Here is a 15,881-nt window from a genome sequence, read left to right as displayed (position 1 = left end):
GATTCAATGGGTTTCACATGATGAATTGAGCTTGACTCAGATCAGGCTCCGCACCCCGCCCGCCAGGAGACACCATGTCCGTGCTGCACAGCAAGCTCAACGCGCGCTCGGCCGAATTCAAGGCCAATGCCGAGGCCATGCAGGCCCTGATCGCCGACCTCAACGCCCGCCTGGCCAAGATCGCCGAGGGTGGCGGCGAGGCGGCCCGCGCCAAGCACACGGCCCGCGGCAAGCTGCTGCCGCGCGACCGCGTGGAGATGCTGCTGGACCCCGGCACGCCCTTCCTGGAGATCGCGCCGCTGGCTGGCCTGGACATGTACGACAACGCCGCCCCCGGCGGCGGCATGATCGCCGGCATCGGCCGCGTCAATGGCGTGGAGTGCGTGATCGTCTGCAATGACGCCACGGTCAAGGGCGGTACCTACTACCCCGTCACCGTCAAGAAGCACTTGCGCGCCCAGGAGATCGCCGAGCAGAACAAGCTGCCTTGCGTCTACCTGGTGGACTCCGGCGGCGCCAACCTGCCCAACCAGGACGAGGTCTTCCCGGACCGCGACCACTTCGGCCGCATCTTCTACAACCAGGCCAATCTCTCGGCCCAGGGCATCCCGCAGATCGCCGTGGTGATGGGCTCCTGCACCGCCGGCGGCGCCTATGTGCCGGCCATGAGCGACGAGACCATCATCGTCAAGAACCAGGGCACCATCTTCCTGGGCGGCCCGCCCCTGGTGAAGGCCGCCACCGGCGAGGTGGTGAGTGCCGAGGACCTGGGCGGCGGCGATGTCCACACCCGCCTCTCCGGCGTGGCCGACCACCTGGCCGAAAACGACACCCATGCCCTGGCCCTGGCCCGCAACGTGGTCGCCAGCCTGAACCGCACCAAGCCCCAGCCCCTGCGCCTGCAGGCGCCTCAGGCCCCGCTGTTCGACCCGGCCGAGCTGCACGGCGTGATCCCCACGGACACCCGCAAGCCCTTCGACGTGCGCGAGGTCATCGCTCGCATCGTCGACGGCTCCGCCTTCGATGAATTCAAGGCCCGCTACGGCAACACCCTGGTCTGCGGCTTCGCCCACATCGAGGGCATGCCCGTGGGCATCGTGGCCAACAACGGCATCCTCTTCGCCGAGAGCGCCAACAAGGGCGCCCACTTCATCGAGCTGTGCTGCCAGCGCAAGATCCCGCTGGTCTTCCTGCAGAACATCACGGGCTTCATGGTGGGCCGCAAGTATGAGAACGAGGGCATCGCCCGCGCCGGCGCCAAGATGGTGACGGCCGTGGCCTGCGCCAACGTGCCGAAGTTCACCGTGATCATCGGCGGCTCGTTCGGCGCCGGGAACTACGGCATGTGCGGCCGCGCCTACTCGCCCCGCTTCCTCTGGATGTGGCCCAACGCCCGCATCTCGGTGATGGGAGGCGAGCAGGCGGCCAGCGTGCTGGCCACTGTCAAGCGCGACGGCATCGAGGCCAAGGGCGGCCAGTGGAGTGCCGACGAGGAAGAGGCCTTCAAGGCCCCCATCCGCCAGCAGTACGAGGATCAGGGCCATCCCTACTACGCCAGCGCCCGCCTCTGGGACGACGGCGTGATCGATCCGGCCGATACGCGCCGCGTGCTGGCCCTGGGTCTTTCCGCCTCGCTGAACGCGCCCATCCCGGACGCCAAGTTCGGTGTCTTCCGCATGTGATGTATACAATGTGTGCTCCTTCAGGAAAACGTACACATCATGCGCACGAATATCGAAATCGATGACGAGCTGATGGCGAAAGCGCTGCAGGCCGGCCCCTTCAAGACCAAGAAGGAGGCGGTCGAGGCCGGGCTGAAGCTGCTGGCGCGCCAGGCGGCCTACCGCGAGCTGCTCAAGTGGCGCGGCAAGCTCAAGTGGGAAGGCGGTGATGACGTCGACTGGGCGGCCGCGCCCGAGTCCGCGCCCCTGTCCGTCCACGAACCGGCTCCGGGGGAGCGCCGTGCTCGTCGTTGATTCCAGCGTCTGGATCGACTTCTTCTCGGGGGCCTCGCACCCGGCCGTCGATCAGCTGGCCGCGCTGCTGGAGCAGGGCGAGCTGCGCCTCGTGGTGCCGGACCTGGTGCTGTTCGAGGTCCTGCGCGGCTTCCGCCACCCGCGCGAACTGCGCCAGGCCACGCTGCTGATGCAGAGCCTGGCCGTCGAGACCACCGGCGGCGAGGCGCTGGCCATGGCCGCTGTCGACCATTACCGCAATCTGCGCGCCCAGGGCCACACGGTGCGCAGCCCCATCGACGTCCTGCTGGCCACCTTCTGCATCGAGAACGACTACGCCCTGCTGCACAAGGACCGCGACTTCGACGCCCTGGAGGTCCACCGCGGCCTCAAGGTCTGGAAGCACTGACGAGAGAACCCCATGACGAGCACGCTCAAGATCGAACGCGAGGGCCACGTGGCGCGCGTCACCCTCAACCGCCCCGATGTGCGCAACGCCTTCAACGAGGGCGTCATCGCCGAGCTGACCGAGGCCTTCGCCACGCTGGGGCAAGACCTGACCCTGCGCGCCATCGTGCTCGCCGCCGAGGGCAAGGCCTTCTGCGCCGGGGCCGATCTCAACTGGATGAAGGCCATGGCCGGCTACAGCTGGGACGAGAACCACGCCGATGCCAGCCGCCTGGCCGAGATGCTCTGGACGATCTACAGCTGCCCCGTGCCCGTGATCGCCCGCGTGCAGGGCGATGTCTACGCCGGCGGCGTGGGCCTGGTGTCGGTGTGCGACATGGTCGTGGCGGTGGAGGGCGCGGGCTTCTGCCTGTCCGAAGCCAAGCTGGGGCTGCTGCCGGCCACCATCGGCCCGTACGTCGTGCGTGCGCTGGGCGAGCAGGCCTCGCGCCGCTACTTCGTGACCGCCGAGCGCTTCGGCGCCGCCGAGGCCCACCGGCTGGGTCTGGTGCATGAGCTGGCCACGCCCGAGACGCTGGACGACAAGGTGCAGTCGCTGGTCGACGCGCTGTGCGCCAACGGTCCGGCCGCCGTGCGCGCCTGCAAGCGCCTGGTCCAGGACGTCGCCCATCACGAGATCACGCCGCAGCTGCGCGACGACACCGCGCGCCGCATTGCCGACATCCGCGCGTCCGCCGAGGGCCGTGAAGGCGTGCAGAGCTTCCTGAACAAATCCAGGCCGTCGTGGCTGAGCTGATGGACCGCCCCGTACGCGCTGCGCGCCCCCCCTCGAGGGGGCCAGCCCGAGAGCCCGGCGGAGCCGGATCTCCGGGCTGCGCGCGGGCGGAATGCCGCGGGATGGAAAGATGCGCATGAACCCAAGCCAGACACATTTGCTGCAACGCCGCAGCCTCGACGCGGTGTGGCACCCCTGCACGCAGATGGCGCGCGCCGAACGCGTGCCGCCCCTGCCCATCGCCCGCGGCGAGGGGCCCTGGCTCTTCGACTTCGACGGCCACCGCTACTTCGACGCCAACAGCTCCTGGTGGGTCAACCTCTTCGGTCATGCGGACGCCGGCATCAACGCCGCCATCAAGCAGCAGCTGGACACCCTGCCGCATGTGATGCTGGCCGGCTGCACGCATGAGCCCGCCATCCGCCTGGCCGAGCGTCTGAGCGCGCGCACGGGCGCCGCGCTGGGCCACGTCTTCTTCGGCAGCGACGGCGCCAGCGCGGTGGAGATCGCGCTGAAGCAGAGCTTCCACAGCTGGCGCAACCTGGGCCAGGCCGAGAAGCGCGAGTTCGTGTGCCTCAGGAACGGCTACCACGGCGAGACCATCGGTGCGCTGGCCGTGACCGACGTCGCCATCTTCCGCGATGCCTACGACCCCCTGCTGATGCGCGCCCACATCGTGGACTCGCCCGACAGCCGCCTGGGCAACGAGGCCGCAGCACTGACCGCGCTGCGCACACTGCTGGCCGAGCGCCATGGCCACATCGCCGCCGTGATCCTCGAGCCCCTGGTACAGGGTGCGGCCGGCATGGTGATGCATTCGCCGAACTACCTGCGCCAGGTGCGCGCGATGACCCGCGAATTCGGCGTGCACCTGATCGCCGACGAGATCGCCGTGGGCTGCGGGCGTACGGGGCAGTTCTTTGCGTGGCAGCACACGCAGCCGGCCGCGCACGACCAGTGGCCCGACTTCATCCTGCTCTCGAAGGGCATCACCGCCGGCACGCTGCCCTTGTCGCTGGTGCTCACCACCGACGCCGTCTACCGCGCCTTCTGGTCCGAGGACGTCACCCGCGGCTTCCTGCATTCGCACTCCTACACCGGCAACGCACTCGCCTGTGCAGCGGCCAATGCCGTGCTGGACCGCTTCGATGCCGGCCAGCTCCAGCACAACGCAGAACAGGCTTCGCATTTGGCCGAGGCCTTTGCCCCGCTGGCGAAGCATGCGCGCGTGGCCCATCTGCGCCAGCAGGGCATGATTCTGGCCTTTGACGTGGAGGAGGCGCCTGCGGGCTTTGCCGAGGCCTTCCACCTGGCCGCGCGGCGGCATGAACTGCTGATCCGCCCCATTGGCCGCACGGTCTACCTGATGCCGCCCTACCTGATCGACGCCCAGGTGGCGCGCTGGCTGGCGGAGGCGGTGCGTCGCACCCTGGCCGATCTCTTCCCTGACTCCGATGCTGATTGATCACCTGCAATCCAAGCTGCGCGCCATTGAAGCGCAGTCCCTGACCCGCTTCCTGCGCGAGGCGGAAAGCCCGACCGCGCCGCACCAGACCGTGCGCGGCGCCGATGGCATTGCCCGCGAGCTGCTGATGTTCTGCAGCAATGACTACCTGGGCCTGGCCGCCCATCCGCGCATCGCCGAGGCTCTGGCCGAAGGCGCGCGGCTCTATGGCGGCGGCAGCGGTGCCTCGCCCCTGGTCAGCGGCCATTCGGTCGCGCACAAGCGCGTGACCGACACCCTGGCCGACTGGTTCTCGCCCCACATCCCCCACGCCCGCGCGCTGGGCTTCTGCACCGGCTACATGGCCAATCTGGCCGTGGTGACGGCGCTGGGCGACGTCGAGGCAGAGATCTTCTCCGAGAGCCTCAACCACGCCTCCCTGATCGACGGCACGCGCCTGGCCCGCGCCAGGACCACGCGCTACGGCCATGCCGACGTCGCCGGCCTGCGCGACCTGCTGGCGGCCAGCACGGCCAAGGTCAAGCTGATCGTCACCGATGCCGTCTTCAGCATGGACGGCGACATCGCCCCGCTGCCCGCGCTGCTGGCACTGGCCGAGGCGTTCGACGCCTGGCTGATCGTGGATGACGCCCATGGCTTCGGCGTGCTGGGTGCGAAGGGCCGGGGCTCGCTGGAGCACTTCGACCTGCGCAGCGAGCGCCTGATCCTCGTCGGCACCCTGGGCAAGGCCGCGGGCCTGGCCGGCGCCTTCGTCGTCGCTCACGAGAGCATCACCGAGTACCTGCTGCAGGCGGCGCGCAACTACATCTTCTCGACCGCTTCGCCGCCCGCCGTGGAGCATGCGCTGCTGACCAGCTTCGACCTCATCGAGAGCGAGATCGGCCAGGCGCGCCGCGAGCACCTGAAGGCCCTGCAGCAGCAGCTGGCCCAAGGCATCAAGGCCCTGCTCAAGCGCCACCGCGGCCTGCCCTGGCGTCTGGCGCCCAGCGAGACACCCGTGCGCCCGCTGATCGTGGGCGGCAATGCCGAGGTGATGCAGCTGGCCGCGCGCCTGGAGCGCGAAGGCCTGCGGGTGCCCGGCATCCGTCCGCCGACCGTCGCCGTGGGCGAGGCGCGCCTGCGCATCACGCTGTGCGCGACGCATACCGCGGCCGACGTCGATCGCCTGCTGGCCGCGCTCGAAACTGCAGCGGCCGACATGGAAAGGGCGGCGGCATGAGCGTCCGCTTCCAGGGCCTGTTCATCACCGGCACCGACACCGAGATCGGCAAGACCTGCATCACCGCGGGGCTCACCCACGCCCTGGCCGAGGCCGGTGCGCGCGTGGTGCCGGTGAAGTCCCTGGCCGCGGGCCAGGTGCAGGACGCGCAAGGCCAGTGGGTCAACGAGGACGTGCAGCAGCTGCACGCCGCCCAGCGCCTGGGCCTGACGCCCGCGCAGGTGGGTCCCGTGCAGTTCCGTGAGCCCTGCGCGCCGCACATCGCGGCACGTCTTGAAGGCAAGACGCTGGACCGCGAACCGCTGCTGGCTGCCATCCGCGCCAGCGCCCGGCTCGGCGAGCTGGCCCTGGTCGAAGGCGTGGGCGGCTTCCGCGTGCCCCTCAACGACGGCTATGACACCGCCGACCTCGCCGTGGACCTCGCCCTGCCCGTGCTGCTGGTCGTGGGCCTGCGCCTGGGCTGCATCAACCACGCGCTGCTGACGGCCGAGGCCGTCCGCGCCCGCGGCCTGCGCCTGGCCGGCTGGGTGGCCAACACGGCGGATCCGCATCAGCCGCATGTGGTCGACAATGTCGCCGCGCTGGCCGCCCGCCTTGGGGCGCCCTGCTGGGGCCACGTGCCCCGCCTTCCCGATCCTTCTCCCGCGGCCGTCGCCGCGCATTTCTCGCTGACGCCAGCGGCCCTGCTGCAGGCTGTGCGGCAAGTCCAGGAACCCTGACCATGACCCAGACCACCAACCAGATCCAGTCGCTGACGCCCACCACCGACGCCGAGCGCCGCAACGCCAAGCCCTGGACGGTCAACGAGGTCGCGGCGCTCTTCGAGCTGCCCTTCAACGACCTGCTCTTCCGCGCCCAGCAGGTGCACCGCGAGCACTTCGATGCCAACGCGATCCAGCTCTCGACGCTGCTGTCCATCAAGACCGGCGGCTGCGAGGAGGACTGCGCCTACTGCCCGCAGTCGGCCCACTTCGACACCGGCCTCAAGGCCGAGAAGCTGATCCCGCTGCAGGAGGTGATGGAAGCCGCCCGCGCCGCCAAGGCCAACGGCGCGACCCGCTTCTGCATGGGCGCCGCCTGGCGCTCGCCCAAGGAGCGCCACATCGAGGCCATCGGCGAGATGATCTCCGAGGTCAAGGCCCTGGGCCTGGAGACCTGCCTCACTGCCGGCATGCTGGCGGATGGCCAGGCCGAGAAGCTGAAGAGTGCGGGCCTGGACTACTACAACCACAACCTCGACACCTCGCCCGAGTTCTACGGCCAGATCATCACCACCCGCACCTACCAGGACCGCCTGGACACCCTGGAGCGCGTGCGCGCCCAGGGCCTGAAGGTCTGCTCCGGCGGCATCGTGGGCCTGGGCGAGACCCGCCGCGAGCGCGCCGGCCTGCTGGTGCAGCTGGCCAATCTGGACCCGTATCCGGAGTCCGTGCCCATCAACAACCTGGTGCAGGTCGAGGGCACGCCGCTGTCCGGCACGGCCCAGCTCGATCCCTTCGAGTTCGTGCGCACCATCGCCGTGGCCCGCATCATCATGCCGCGCGCCATGGTCCGCCTCTCGGCCGGCCGCGAGGAAATGCCGGAGAGCCTGCAGGCCCTGTGCTTCCTGGCCGGCGCCAACAGCATGTTCTACGGCGACAAGCTCCTGACCACCTCCAACCCGCAGGCCGAGAAGGACCGCGCGCTGCTGGACCGCCTGGGCATGCACTGCGCCACGGAAGCCGAGCTGTCGGAAGGCCACGGCAAGGAAGCCAAGATCCGCCTGAATGCCGCCGAGCCGGCACCTGTCGGCACCCTGCGCGGCTGCAGCGCCGCGGCTTGAGCCTCGCCCTACCGGCTTCGCCGGCCCCCTCGAGGGGGCTGAGCCCGGACCGGACAGGTCCAGTGGTCCTGTCCAGCCTAGCGAAGAGTCGAGCCCTTGGGCGCGACGCGGCCTGCAAGGTTGACCGTAGGCCCGGCAAAGCCGGATCCTCGGGCGCCGCTGGACTCAAGTCAGCGCTTTGCAAGCTGTTCTGCCACTCGAACTGAGTCTTTGGATCCAAGAGGCCATCCAGCCCTTCAGATGCACACTGCGGCTTACCGGCCGCCCGCTGACCAAAAGAAAACCGGAGTCACCGCCATGTTCAAGAAGATCCTCATCGCCAATCGCGGCGAAATTGCCTGCCGCGTCGCGGCCACCGCACGCCGGCTGGGCGTCAAGACCGTGGCGGTCTATTCCGAGGCCGATGCGCGCGCCCGCCATGTGCAGGCCTGCGACGAGGCGGTGCTGATCGGCGGCCCTGCGCCCAAGGACTCCTATCTGCAGTGGCAGCGCATCATCGAGGCCGCGAAGGCTACGGGCGCCGAGGCCATCCATCCGGGCTATGGCTTTCTGTCCGAGAACGAGGACTTCGCCCAGGCCTGCGCGGCCGCGGGCCTCGTGTTCATCGGCCCGCCGGCCTCGGCCATCCAGGCCATGGGTCTGAAGGCCGAGTCCAAGCGCCTGATGGAGCAGGCCGGCGTGCCCCTGGTGCCCGGTTACCACGGTGCGGACCAGGACCCCGCCCTGCTGAAGAAGGAGGCCGACCGCATCGGCTACCCCGTGCTGATCAAGGCCAGCGCCGGCGGCGGCGGCAAGGGCATGCGCGCGGTGCACGCGGCCGAGGAATTCGACGCGGCCCTGGCCTCCTGCAAGCGCGAGGCCATCAACAGCTTCGGCGACGATGCCGTGCTGATCGAGCGCTATGTCCAGCGCCCGCGCCACATCGAGATCCAGGTCTTCGGTGACACCCACGGCCAGTGCGTCTACCTCTTCGAGCGCGACTGCTCCGTGCAGCGCCGCCACCAGAAGGTGCTGGAAGAGGCGCCGGCCCCCGGCATGAGCGAGGCCCGCCGCCGCGAGATGGGCGAGGCCGCCGTGGCCGCCGCCATGGCCGTGGGCTATGTGGGCGCCGGTACCGTCGAGTTCATCGCCGAACAGGACGGCCGCTTCTATTTCATGGAGATGAACACCCGCCTGCAGGTGGAGCATCCCGTCACCGAGGCCATCACCGGGCAAGACCTGGTCGAGTGGCAGCTGCGCGTGGCCGCGGGCGAGCCCTTGCCGCTCAAGCAGCATGAGCTGCGCATGCACGGCCACGCCATCGAGGCGCGCATCTGCGCCGAGAACCCGGAGGCCGGTTTCCTGCCTGCCACCGGCCGTCTGGGCGTGGCCCGCTGGCCCTCCCATGTGAAGTTCCAGCGTGGTGATGTCCGCATCGATTCGGGCGTGGACGAGGGCGACGAGATCAGCCCCTTCTACGACTCCATGGTGGCCAAGCTCATCGTCTGGGGAGAGACCCGCGAGCAGGCCCTGGCCCGCCTGGATGCCAGCCTGCGTGACACCCACATCGTCGGCCTCCAGACCAATGTCGCCTTCCTGCGTCGCTGCGCGGCCACCGCCTCCTTCGCCCGTGCGGACCTGGACACCGCGCTGATCGAGCGCGAGAAGGCCGCCCTCTTCGGCCAGCCGGGCCTGCCCCTGCGCGTGGCTGCCGCGGCCGTCGTGGCCCACACCCTGGCCGAGGAGGCCACCACCGTGGGCAGCGACCCCTGGAGCCGCCGCGACGGCTGGCGCCTCTTCGGCGCTTCGGCCCGCCGCTTCGACCTGGCCGAGGGGGAGGCGCATCACGAGGTGCTGCTGTCCCGTCATCACCAGGGCGGCATGGCCCTGACGGTGGGAGGCGAGTCCATCGCCTTTGCCGTCCGCTCGACCGGCACCGAGCAGCACGAGCTGCTGCTGGGCGAAGGCCTGGGCCTTCAGCGCGTCACCGTGAAGACCTACAAGCGCGGCGAGCAGGTCGCCGTCTTCGCGGACACCGGTTCGGCCCTGCTGACCGAGGTCGACGTGATCGCCCATGCCGGTGAAGGGCAGGGCGAGGGCGGCCGCCTGACGGCCCCCATGCCCGGCAAGCTGGTGGCTTTCCTGGCCCAGCCCGGTGATGCCGTCACCAAGGGCCAGCCCCTGGCCGTGATGGAGGCCATGAAGATGGAGCACACCATCACCGCTCCGCGCGACGGCGTGGTCGCCGAGCTGCTGTTCGCCGTGGGCGACCAGGTGGGCGATGGCGCCGAGCTGCTGAAGCTCAAGGCCGCCGAGTAAGTCTGCAAAGGAGTCCTTCATGAGCACCCTGCCTCACCGTGTCACCCTCGTCGATGTGGGCCCCCGCGACGGCCTGCAGAACGAGAAGCAGCCCGTCGCCACCGAGCACAAGGCCCGGCTGGTCTCGATGCTGCAGGACGCCGGCCTGAAGAACATCGAGGTCACCAGCTTCGTCAGCCCCAAGTGGGTGCCGCAGATGGGCGACAACACGGCGGTGATGGCCGCCCTCGAACGCCACCCCGGCGTGCGCTACAGCGTGCTGACGCCGAACATGAAGGGCCTGGAAGCGGCGCTGCCCACGAAGCCCGACGAGATCGTGGTCTTCGGCGCGGCCTCCGAGGCCTTCAGCCAGAAGAACATCAACTGCAGCGTGGCCGAGAGCATCGAGCGCTTCGCCCCGGTGGTGGAGGCCGCGCATGCCGCCGGCCTCAAGGTGCGCGGCGCCCTGTCCTGCGCGCTGGGCTGCCCCTACGAGGGCGAGATCTCGCCGGACCAGGTCGAGCGCGTCGTGCAGCTGATGAAGGACATCGGCGTGGACCACCTCGGCGTGGCCGACACCATCGGCGTGGGCACGCCCCGGCGCGTGCAGGCCGCGATGGAGCGGGCGCTGAAGCACTACCCGCTGCACGAGGTCAGCGGCCATTTCCACGACACCTACGGTCAGGCGCTCTCCAACATCTACGCCTGCCTGGAGATGGGCATCCACACGTTCGACGCCAGCGTGGCAGGCCTGGGCGGCTGCCCTTATGCCAAGGGCGCCACGGGCAATGTGGCCACCGAGGACGTGGTCTTCCTGCTCAACGGGCTGGGCATCTCGACCGGCATCGATCTGGACAAGCTGGTCGACGCTGGCGCCTACATCTCCGAGCAGCTGGGCCGCCCGCCGGTCTCGCGCGTGGCGCGCGCGCTGCTGGCCAAGCGCCAGGGCTGAGGGCTGAGGCGCCCCGCGCCGCGGGCCTGCCACTGGGGCAGTCCCGCGCTTGACCGCAGGCGTCCGCTGACGCCCAATGCGGCCCCGTGGGCGCGTGCGGACGTCCGGGAGGCAATGATGGAAGTCCCTGCATGGCGTCGGAGCCTCGCTGCGCTGGCGTCAGCCGCGGCGCTGATGCCCGGCGCGATGCCGGCCGCGCGGGCCGGTGATCTCCTGGGCATCACCGAGGATGTTCCGCCCTTCACCTATCTCGAGCGCGGGCGTTTTGTCGGCCTGGCCAACGAGGTCCTGGACCGCGTGGCCGCGCAGAGCGGGCTGCGCGTGCAGCGCAGCATCCAGCCCTTCGCCCGCGGCCTGAAGACGGTGGAGGACTTGCCCAACAGCTTTCTCTACGTCGTTGTGCGCACGCCGGCCCGCGAGCCGCTGTACCGCTGGGTCGGGCCGCTGGACGACTGCGATCTGGTGGTGATGACGCTGCGCAGCAGCGGCGTGGACTTCAGCCCCCATGCGCCGGACGCCCAGGCCCTGCGCATCGGCGTGATCAAGGGCTCGCCCGCCGGCAAGATGGTGCGCGAGGCCGGCATGCCGGAGCGCAGCATCTACCAGACCCCCGGCAGCGAGACCTCCACGCGCATGCTCTACGCCGGTCACCTGGACATGGTCGCGGGCCTGTCCCTGCCTTACCAGCACCAAGCGGCCCGTCTGGGCCTGGACGCGGGCCAGCTGATGGTGGCTCACGTGCTGCAGAAGGGCTATGGCTGCTATTTCGCCTTCAACCGCCAGGTCAACGAGACGCTGTTCCAGCGCTTTGCCGCGGCCTTCGAGACGCTGCGCAGCTCGGGCGAGCTCAAGGCCCTGCAGGACCGTGCCGCACAGGCCCGGGCAGCGCGACGTTGAGCACCGTGCCCTGGCCTGCGCGCACCCTCAGGCCAGCGCCAATCCCATCTCCTCCTGCACACGCGCCTTGAAGCGCTCGGCGCGCTCGTCGCTGGAGCGCTCGCGGATCTGCTGGGCGGCGGCCTCGATCCACAGCTGCAGGCCGTCCTCGCTGTCGATGTGGCGGGCCAGGGCCCGCAGCTCGCCGTCCTGGCCGACCAGCATGCGCGCCACCAGGTCCATGGCGTAGAGCTTGGCCCGCGCGAGCTGTCGCGCCTGCTGCGTGGCGGCCTGCTGACGGGCCAGGGCCTCGCGATGGGCGCGCTCGCGCTCGGCCGCGCGGTGCGCCTCCTGCTGTGCCTGCAGATCGGCCTCCATCGGCGCGATCAGGCCGCGACCGTAGAGGTCTTCGACGACGCTGGCGTCCAGGCCCATGTTGCGGGCCAGCTCGCGCAGCTGGCGCAGGTCACGGCGACCGTCCACGGTGATGAGCAGCATGCGATGGCCGGCCGGCAGGTCGCGGCGGGGGCTGCCCAGCATCTGGCGGGCCAGATCGGTCTTTTGCAGTCTCATGGGGGCTCCAGGGCGAAGGTCGGGGGCAATCCGCGCGGGGCGGGTCGTCGGAGCCTGGATGATGCCCAGCGACTTTGATGTCCCGGTGACAGGCCCTGCGCCATGTGGCCGTGCGCCATGTGGCCGTGCGGCGGCCCACCGGCCGGATGGGGCGGCCGGATGAACTAGGGAGAGGCCCTTGTCCTGACAGGCGCGCGACCGCAACAATGCGCGCTTCGACTCACCAGGAGTTCATCGAATGGACAAGCTGATTCTTCGTCACGGCGCCGCGCTGAAGAGCAAGTACGGCAAGGCCGGCCTCGAACGCATCGATGCGGCCCTCAAGACCCTGGTGACGGCCGACCGGCGCCGAGGCATCGACACCCAGGTGCTGAGCGTGGACGAGACGGCGGCGATGAAGGCGCATGGCCTGGCCCCCGTGGCCCGCACGGATGCGAAGGCCCTCAAGGCCGCCATCGACGGCCTGGCCGGCACGCTGGCGCCGCACTACTTCCTGCTGCTGGGCGCCCAGGACGTGCTGCCCCTGGTGCCCCTGCTCAATCCGGCCTACACCGGCGATGATGGCGACACCGACAAGACCGTGCCGAGCGACCTGCCCTATGCCTGCGAGGCGCCCTACAGCACGGACCCGGCGCGCTTCCAGGGGCCCAGCCGGGTGGTGGGCCGCCTGCCGGACATCCCCGGCGCCAGCAAGCCGGACCTGCTGCTGCAGCTGATCCGCGCCGCGGCGCGGGCCAAGCCCCTGCCGCGGGAGCAGTTCCATGCCTACTTCGGCCTGAGCGCCGCCGAGTGGCAGGCCTCCACGCGGCTGAGCCTCAGCAACCTGTTCGGGCAGGGCGAGCAACTGAAGATCGCGCCGCCCCAGGGCCCGCGCTGGAGCAAGGCCGAGCTGGCGCCGAGGGTTCATTTCATCAACTGCCATGGCGGCGACACCAGCCCCGAGTACCTCGGCCAGCAGGGGGATGCCTACCCGGTGGCCCACCGCGCCAGCCTGCTGCGCGACCGCATCAGCGCGGGCACGGTGATTGCCGCCGAGTGCTGCTACGGCGCGCAACTCTACGACCCCGAAGACGCAGGAGGCCATCTGGGCATTGCACTGAGCTACCTGGCCGATGGCGCTTCCGGCTTCTTCGGCAGCACCACCATCGCCTACGGTCCGAGCGAGGGCAACGGCTCCGCGGACCTGATCTGCCAGTACTTCCTGCAGCGCGTGCTGGCCGGCGCCTCGCTGGGCCGCGCCGCCCTGGAGGCGCGGCAGAAGTTCGCGGGGGAGCGCACCCACCTTGACCCGGTGGACCTCAAGACCCTGGCGCAGTTCTACTTGCTGGGCGATCCCTCGCTTCAGCCGGTGGGCTTTGCCAGCCACGCCCTGGCCAAGACCCGCGCCTTCAAGACGGCCTTCGCCAAGGTGCAGGACCGCGGCGTGCGGGGCCTGCGCCGCGAGCGGCTGGAGCGTGAGGGCCTGAACCTGGGCCGATCGCTGCCCCAGCTGCGTGACAGCCAGCAGGAGCCCGCCGCGCCGGTCGAGAAGGTGCTGCGTGCCATGGCAAAGGAGAGCGGCCTGGATCTCCGCCAGGTGCGCCGGCGCAGCTATGTGCTGCAGGCGGCCAAGCAGGGCCCCCGGATGCCGGCGCGCAGCATCCATGTGCTCAAGGGCCGGCGCAGCAACGGCCAGCTCGTCACCCTGGTGGCCACGGAGCAGGACGGCGAGCTGCTGCATGTGCGCCGCCTGCACGCCCGCGGCTTGTGAGGGCGCCGCATGAGCCTGCCCCTGAAGACCTGGACCGGCCGGCTGGAACGCCGCCTGCTCGCCGCGGGCAGCAAGAGCGAGCGCCAGGGGCTGGTGCTGCGCCTGGATGAGGGTCAGGTCTTGCCTGTCCGCCGCCTGGGCGGCAGTGACTTCCGTGACGAGGTGCTGGAGCCGCTGCTCGGGCAGCGCCTGCAGGTCCGGGCGCGCCAGCTGGAAAGCGGGCTGCTGCAGATCGAGTCCTGGACACGGGCCTGAGGGCCCGCAGAGGGCGAGTCGGTCATGCTGCGCTGCGCCATAAGCGCGGCTAATAAGGGCCGAGATCGGTGAATGGCGCTTGCGGGGGCGCGGGCGGCGGTCGTAAAACCCATGGCTTCTGAATCACGGCTCACAAAGCCAACCAAGGAGACAAGCCATGCAGATCGGATGCCCGAAGGAAATCAAGAACCATGAGTACCGCGTCGGCCTGACGCCGGCCAGCGTGCGCGAGCTGACCAGCCGTGGTCATCGCGTGCTGGTGCAGACGCAGGCCGGCGCCGCCATCGGCCTGAGCGACGAGCAGTACGTCGCCGCCGGCGCGCAGATCGCCCCGGACGCCGCGACCGTCTTCGCCCAGAGCGACATGATCGTCAAGGTCAAGGAACCGCAGCCGCAGGAATGCGCCATGCTGCGCGACGGCCAGATCCTCTACACCTACCTGCACCTGGCGCCGGATCCCGAGCAGACCGCGGCCCTGGTCAAGAGCGGTGCCATCTGCATTGCCTACGAAACCATCACCGGTCCTGGCGGCGGCCTGCCCCTGTTGGCCCCGATGAGCGAGGTCGCCGGGCGCATGTCCATCCAGGCCGGCGCGGCCCACCTGGAGAAGAGCAAGGGCGGCATGGGCGTGCTGCTGGGCGGCGTGCCCGGCGTGGCCCCGGCGCATGTCACCGTCATCGGCGCCGGCGTGGTCGGCACGCATGCGCTGCAGATGGCCGTGGGCCTGGGCGCCCGCGTCACCGTGCTGGACAAGAGCGTGGACCGCCTGCGCCAGCTGGACCTGGTCTTCGGCAACCGCATCACCACGCTGTACTCCAATGCGCAGAGTGTGGAGGAGTCCGTGCTGGCGGCGGATCTCGTCATCGGCGGCGTGCTGATCCCCGGCGCCGCGGCCCCCAAGCTGGTGACTCGCGACATGGTCTCCCGCATGAAGAAGGGCGCCGTCGTGGTCGATGTGGCCATCGACCAGGGCGGCTGCTTCGAGACCTCGCATGCCACCACCCATGCCGAGCCCACCTACCTTGTTGATGGCGTGGTGCACTACTGCGTGGCCAACATGCCCGGTGCCGTGGCCCGCACCTCCACCTTCGCGCTGAACAACGCCACCATCGGCCACGCCGTGGCCCTGGCCGACAAGGGCTGGCGCCAGGCCCTCAAGGACAACGCTCACCTCAAGGCCGGTCTCAACGTGGCCCAGGGTCAGGTCACTTACGAAGCCGTGGCCCGCGACCTGGGCTACGACTATGTGGCGGCCGATGCACTGCTTGCGTGAGCAGCTTGCTGCCCTCGAACGAAAGCCGGGCTCGCCCGGCTTTTTTCATTTTTCCGCGGCTGAAAGCTCTTTGAAAGTTTGCCTCTCTCCAGGGTGCTAAGGTCCCTCGAAGGCCTCCTCGTAAGCCACCCTGAAGCAATCCCGCATCAAGTGTGCGGACCTGCACATCGTGGGGTCCCCTCGAATGGAGGGACAGGCCGTTGGCAGGGTCTGAAGGCGAGGTCGGCGCGCATATCATCGCCGCCACTGCGAGTACGTGTCACTTTGTTTCTGGGTGACGA

At 69.8% G+C, this 15,881-nt stretch carries 15 protein-coding genes; 14 read left to right on the top strand and 1 reads right to left on the bottom strand.

Annotation, left to right across the window (positions count from 1 at the left end; translation table 11 throughout):
• Positions 1 to 74: 74 nt before the first annotated feature.
• The 11 genes from ABDJ40_RS21605 to ABDJ40_RS21555 all read left to right on the top strand — a co-directional run bounded on the left by ABDJ40_RS21605 (position 75) and on the right by ABDJ40_RS21555 (position 11,770).
• Positions 75 to 1,682, top strand: a complete 1,608-nt coding sequence (locus tag ABDJ40_RS21605) for a carboxyl transferase domain-containing protein (RefSeq protein WP_347612776.1) — start codon at positions 75 to 77, stop codon at positions 1,680 to 1,682.
• A 39-nt stretch (positions 1,683 to 1,721) separates the two neighbouring features.
• Entirely contained in the window at positions 1,722 to 1,976 is a 255-nt protein-coding gene (locus ABDJ40_RS21600; protein WP_347612774.1) for a type II toxin-antitoxin system VapB family antitoxin, read from the top strand.
• Complete coding sequence (vapC, locus tag ABDJ40_RS21595) at positions 1,963 to 2,364, top strand: type II toxin-antitoxin system VapC family toxin (RefSeq protein ID WP_347612773.1); 402 nt, start codon at positions 1,963 to 1,965, stop codon at positions 2,362 to 2,364. The genes ABDJ40_RS21600 and vapC overlap by 14 nt, the downstream gene beginning before the upstream one ends.
• 12 nt (positions 2,365 to 2,376) lie before the next feature.
• Entirely contained in the window at positions 2,377 to 3,159 is a 783-nt protein-coding gene (locus ABDJ40_RS21590; RefSeq protein WP_347612771.1) for an enoyl-CoA hydratase/isomerase family protein, read from the top strand.
• Positions 3,160 to 3,274: 115 nt separating this feature from the next.
• Complete coding sequence (gene bioA, locus ABDJ40_RS21585; protein ID WP_347612769.1) at positions 3,275 to 4,603, top strand: adenosylmethionine--8-amino-7-oxononanoate transaminase; 1,329 nt, start codon at positions 3,275 to 3,277, stop codon at positions 4,601 to 4,603.
• Positions 4,593 to 5,822 carry an 8-amino-7-oxononanoate synthase gene (locus ABDJ40_RS21580; protein WP_347612767.1) on the top strand — a complete coding sequence of 410 codons (1,230 nt, stop codon included), beginning with the start codon at positions 4,593 to 4,595 and terminating at the stop codon, positions 5,820 to 5,822. Before bioA ends, ABDJ40_RS21580 begins: the two co-directional genes overlap by 11 nt.
• Positions 5,819 to 6,541: a dethiobiotin synthase gene (gene bioD, locus ABDJ40_RS21575; protein ID WP_347612765.1), complete on the top strand. Its 723-nt coding sequence runs from the start codon at positions 5,819 to 5,821 to the stop codon at positions 6,539 to 6,541. The genes ABDJ40_RS21580 and bioD overlap by 4 nt, the downstream gene beginning before the upstream one ends.
• A gap of 2 nt (positions 6,542 to 6,543) precedes the next feature.
• A complete protein-coding gene (gene bioB / locus ABDJ40_RS21570) occupies positions 6,544 to 7,644 on the top strand; it encodes a biotin synthase BioB (RefSeq protein ID WP_269630416.1) in 1,101 nt (366 codons plus the stop codon).
• 297 nt (positions 7,645 to 7,941) lie between these two features.
• Positions 7,942 to 9,942, top strand: a complete 2,001-nt coding sequence (locus tag ABDJ40_RS21565) for an acetyl-CoA carboxylase biotin carboxylase subunit (RefSeq protein WP_347612764.1) — start codon at positions 7,942 to 7,944, stop codon at positions 9,940 to 9,942.
• Between the two features lie 19 nt (positions 9,943 to 9,961).
• A complete protein-coding gene (locus ABDJ40_RS21560) occupies positions 9,962 to 10,873 on the top strand; it encodes a hydroxymethylglutaryl-CoA lyase (RefSeq protein ID WP_347612761.1) in 912 nt (303 codons plus the stop codon).
• A gap of 117 nt (positions 10,874 to 10,990) precedes the next feature.
• Complete coding sequence (locus tag ABDJ40_RS21555; protein ID WP_347612759.1) at positions 10,991 to 11,770, top strand: substrate-binding periplasmic protein; 780 nt, start codon at positions 10,991 to 10,993, stop codon at positions 11,768 to 11,770.
• 27 nt (positions 11,771 to 11,797) lie between these two features.
• On the opposite strand, the gene ABDJ40_RS21550 is transcribed toward ABDJ40_RS21555, so the two are convergent.
• Complete coding sequence (locus ABDJ40_RS21550; RefSeq protein WP_347612757.1) at positions 11,798 to 12,322, bottom strand: hypothetical protein; 525 nt, start codon at positions 12,320 to 12,322, stop codon at positions 11,798 to 11,800.
• A gap of 238 nt (positions 12,323 to 12,560) precedes the next feature.
• Between ABDJ40_RS21550 and ABDJ40_RS21545 the strand changes: the two genes are divergently transcribed.
• The 3 genes from ABDJ40_RS21545 to ald all read left to right on the top strand — a co-directional run bounded on the left by ABDJ40_RS21545 (position 12,561) and on the right by ald (position 15,600).
• Positions 12,561 to 14,072, top strand: coding sequence for a C25 family cysteine peptidase (locus ABDJ40_RS21545; protein ID WP_347612755.1), 1,512 nt, complete (start codon positions 12,561 to 12,563; stop codon positions 14,070 to 14,072).
• A gap of 9 nt (positions 14,073 to 14,081) precedes the next feature.
• A complete protein-coding gene (locus ABDJ40_RS21540) occupies positions 14,082 to 14,327 on the top strand; it encodes a hypothetical protein (RefSeq protein WP_347612753.1) in 246 nt (81 codons plus the stop codon).
• 157 nt (positions 14,328 to 14,484) lie between these two features.
• Positions 14,485 to 15,600, top strand: a complete 1,116-nt coding sequence (ald, locus tag ABDJ40_RS21535) for an alanine dehydrogenase (protein WP_347612752.1) — start codon at positions 14,485 to 14,487, stop codon at positions 15,598 to 15,600.
• Positions 15,601 to 15,881: the final 281 nt, after the last annotated feature.

Source organism: Roseateles flavus (assembly GCF_039872765.1).
GTDB classification, from domain to species: Bacteria; Pseudomonadota; Gammaproteobacteria; order Burkholderiales; family Burkholderiaceae_C; genus Roseateles_B; species Roseateles_B flavus.
This window is presented reverse-complemented; position numbering and strand designations above follow the sequence as displayed.